The 3,753-nt window shown below is 58.7% G+C and carries 4 protein-coding genes; 2 read left to right on the top strand and 2 right to left on the bottom strand.

Translation table 11 applies throughout. The features are described 5' to 3' along the window. Window positions 1–873 precede the first annotated feature (873 nt). Window positions 874–1,638, bottom strand: a complete 765-nt coding sequence (locus AB6804_RS31625; RefSeq protein WP_370889798.1) for a ParA family protein — start codon at window positions 1,636–1,638, stop codon at window positions 874–876. 417 nt (window positions 1,639–2,055) lie between these two features. Here AB6804_RS31625 and AB6804_RS31620 point away from each other — a divergent pair, with 417 nt between their 5' ends. After that, window positions 2,056–2,241 (top strand): diguanylate cyclase domain-containing protein, encoded by a 186-nt coding sequence (locus tag AB6804_RS31620; RefSeq protein ID WP_370889800.1) that lies wholly within the window; start codon window positions 2,056–2,058, stop codon window positions 2,239–2,241. Between the two features lie 129 nt (window positions 2,242–2,370). Here the strand turns inward: AB6804_RS31620 and AB6804_RS31615 are convergent, their stop codons facing one another. Next, entirely contained in the window at window positions 2,371–2,640 is a 270-nt protein-coding gene (locus AB6804_RS31615) for a ParB-like protein (protein WP_370889799.1), read from the bottom strand. Between AB6804_RS31615 and AB6804_RS31610 the strand changes: the two genes are divergently transcribed. Then, window positions 2,553–2,864, top strand: coding sequence for an SET domain-containing protein (locus tag AB6804_RS31610; protein ID WP_370889797.1), 312 nt, complete (start codon window positions 2,553–2,555; stop codon window positions 2,862–2,864). The two genes, AB6804_RS31615 and AB6804_RS31610, sit on opposite strands and share 88 nt — an antisense overlap. Window positions 2,865–3,753: the final 889 nt, after the last annotated feature.

Below are 3,753 nucleotides of genomic sequence, written 5' to 3'. Positions count from 1 at the left end.
CCATGGCACACCTCACAGAGCAAGTATGCTCTTTTCAAGGTCTCCACCGAACGTGGGTAAGATCAAAGCGGCCAAAAAACGGCCAATCGTCGACGGTAGGAAGCGCCATTTGAACGGCTCCTCCACTCCCAAAGCTGCCCGACGGTCGGAGCGAGGAGTCGGCGTTAGCTAGCTCTCGCCGAACAGATGGCCGTGCGGCTACCGCCTGTCGCTTACTGCTATTTGAAGCTCTCTTGTCGCGAAAGGGCAGCGTTGCCCGGGGGAAAGGAGAAAGCCCCGTCCTGCGCATCACTGTGGTTGCCCGGGCCGTTCAATGCGCCACAGCTGCGTCTCCAGGCGCGGCCCATTCTCGGGCTTGAACCAGCTCATGTCCTGGATGCGGAGCTTGTGACATAGATGCTCCCATTGGGTCCTTCCGAGAACGTATCGGGCCAGCGCAGCCGCCTGTCCTGTACGAGGGTAGTGATGCGATCACCGTCACGGACCTTGACCGCGCCGTCCTCGATAGCGCTCAGATAAAGCCGCCCGCGTTCGTCAATCCAAAGACCGTCCGTTGGCTCGATTTCAGTGACATGCTCTACACGACCTTCGAGGTCCTTCTCCGATAGACGCGGGTTCTGCAATGCGCTCCTCACTATTTCGCACGCGCGAGGGGGTGGCTGGTTCCTGAGCCGACGCGGTAGTGCCGGTTCGAATAGCCACGGCGCATAGCTTCGAGTCGTCACGCATCACCACATTGACGGACGTGTGGGCAGAGCGGCGCTCGCGTTTGGGGAAGTCAGCGCATCGATGTCCTGCAGCCGCCCGCGCAGTCCAATGGGGTGAAGCATCTGACGCGCGCGCGAGCGCAAAAAGCCCGCGGCGCGGCGTTCTTTAGCGATTCAGTTCGTCCAACAGCGCGGCGTATTCCTGCGCGACTTTGTGACGCGGCTCCAAATAGATCATGGGCTTTGCCCTCTGATGGCTTTCGCGAATCTTCACCGACGAAGACAGATGCGCGTCGAGCACGGGCAGGTCTTCTGCGCGCAGCTCGTCGACGAGTTGCTTTGGCAGATTCGCGCGCGGCTGAAACTGATTGATGATGATGCCTTCGACGTTCAGCTCGGGATTGTGATCATGGCGGATTTCCTGCACGTTCTCCAGCACCGAGTAAAGTGCGCGGCGCGAGAAGTCGTCGCAGTCGAATGGCACTAGACAGCGCTCCACGGCAATGAGCGCCGAGCGCGTAAAGAAGTTCAGCGCGGGTGGCGTGTCGATATAGACGGCGTCGTAGTCCGCCAGGCTCCTTAGCGCGTCGCGCAGCTTGTAGATCTTGTAGCGTGACTCAAGCTTGCCTTGCAAGGTTTCCAACGATGGATGCGACGGCACGATGTCCAGGTTCTCGAACGGCGTCGCGTGGACAAACGAGCCGAACGAAGGCTCGCGAAAGCTATAACTTAATGCCGATTCAAAGAAGCTCGCGAGATTCGGTTGTGCGTCGCCCGCGCTTGCACCAAGCAGATACTGGCTCGCGTTGCCTTGCGGATCCAGGTCGATGACTAGCGTACGGGTACCGCGCGATGCGCTAATCGCAGCAAGATTGCACACGATGGTGGATTTGCCAACGCCACCCTTTTGATTGAACACGACACGTCGCATCGATGGCTTCCTTGAGAAATGAACGGGCGTTCAGGCTGCGTCAAATGCAGAGTTGCACGTCACCGAGATGTTAGCGCATGGCGCTCAACCGGAGTGGACACGGGCCACAGCACTCAGACACATCGAAGCTGTATGGGAAAAGCCGTTTTCTAACGGTCGAAGGTTTCGGACGGACGGCAAGCAGAAGTGCACAAGTGCATACTGAGATTAAGTAGCACTGCAAGAACATAGGCTCTGCGTTGCATGCCAGTGTTTCAGCCGCTTGTCCCTGCGCGAACGGTTGGAGAGCAGCATGAACGTCGACCTGGGGCTAGTCCCGAAGACTGCAATCAACGTACTGAGGGACGCCGCAGAACGTAAGCGACTGCCGAACGGTATGCAGTTAACCATTCACGACGCCGAGCTTTGACCAAGCCGGTGGGCGTTACACTGAACCTGTCCTTTTCTGCAGGAATTGCCGAGGCGCAAAGCGGGGACCGCCGGGAAGACGTGCTATCGCGAGCCGACAAGGCGTTGTACGCGGCTAAACAAGTGGGTCGCAGCCGAGTCGAAATATGGCGGCCGGCGAGGAGCGTTTGCCAAACGCTCTCGCTGCTTGCATGAAAGTCTTGGGACGGCGCACAAGGCCCCTAGGACCTGCGCTCGAACCTCGCTTCGCGATGAGACGAAGTGTCTCACGCCATCGCTTTCTTTTTTCCGGCAGCGGCTCGGCTCACGGTTGCGCTAGACGCCCTACGGAACTCTCTTGACATGCGCTCGCCAAAGCGCAGCCGCAACGTGACGATGGTCGATCGCGAATGGAACTCCTCCAGGGCCGTACACAATCGGCACGGGTTTGTCCGCGATGGCCATCCCGAGTTCATGGCCCTCGAGCTTAGCGTAGGCTTCGGCCTTCTGGCGGACTTCCGTAGGCCATGGGTTCGGCTGCTGAGGACGGCCACACCTTCTTTTTCGATCTTGGCGATGGACGCGTGATCGACGGAGGGCAGGGTGGAAACTCAGCGCGCTGGGTGAATCACAGCCGCGCGCCGAACTGCGAAACCGAGCAGAAGGGCAGTCGCGTTTACTTTTACGCACTGCGCGACATTAATCCAGGCGAGGAACTGCTCATTGAATATCGGCTGTTTGTCGAGGGACGCCGCACGCTCGCTCTGAGGAAGCTTTACCAATGCCGCTGCGGGTCGCGTCAGCGTCGGGGGACCATGCTTGCGCCACCGGAGCATTGACGCAGAGGTCAACGGGAAGTGGTCGGCTAAAGCATCGGTTCGGTGCTTTAGCTAGGCGACCGTGTAGAGCCGACTCTTTCACGGATGATACTGTGGTGATCTCGACGAAAGTCGACGACGAACGAAGGAGAAAGGCAGTTTCGCAAACGTTTGATGCTTGGATCGTTAGCGATCGTATTCGCCTCAGCGGCTGGAGCAGCCGAGCACTATGTGGAAATCTGGAACCCGCCCGAGGTCCATCATCGCGTGCAAGATTTTGCGCGACAGTGGAAGAAACCCGACAGATCACATAGACGGCATGCGAGCAGGGACACCAATGCGCGCATCGCTAAACAGCGAGTGAGCGCGGCTGACGGCAGCGAAAGGCCAGTGGCAAGCGCTCCAGGGGCAAAGCGGCGCCCCAGGTTCGATGATATTCCGCGCAAGATGCCACCGGAGGGCAACGTTCTGCGCGTCGGCCATGCAGCCACCTTTGGGCGGCCACTAAGTGAGATCACTTTCCCAATAGACGGTCGATCGTCAGAGGTCACGAGTACCCGCGTTGTCGGGCGCCGGAGCTGTCCATTTTTTTCGGCGCAGCTGAGGCCGAGCGCTGCTTACCAAGCTCTAGCCGCTCAACAAGATGAGCGAAGCCGCGCAAGCCATCCGGCGCAATAAGAGATTTCGAGCGGTCCATGTTCCCGCAGAGCGATGTAACCGGCATTGGCTGCCGTAACGTTTTGCCGGATTCGTTCAGTGTAGCGGATTCAAGAGACAAGACGCTTGTGACGTCCTTTTAGGATCAGGTATGTACGCTCGAGCAAGCGCGCTTGTGATCTTACCCACGTTCGGTGGAGACCTTGAAAAGAGCATACTTGCTCTGTGAGGTGTGCCATGGAACATCGAGAAC

This window comes from Caballeronia sp. RCC_10 (assembly GCF_041360715.1).
GTDB lineage: Bacteria > Pseudomonadota > Gammaproteobacteria > Burkholderiales > Burkholderiaceae > Caballeronia > Caballeronia grimmiae.
The sequence above is the reverse complement of the archived record's forward strand: the minus strand, read 5'-3'. Positions and strand labels throughout refer to the sequence as shown.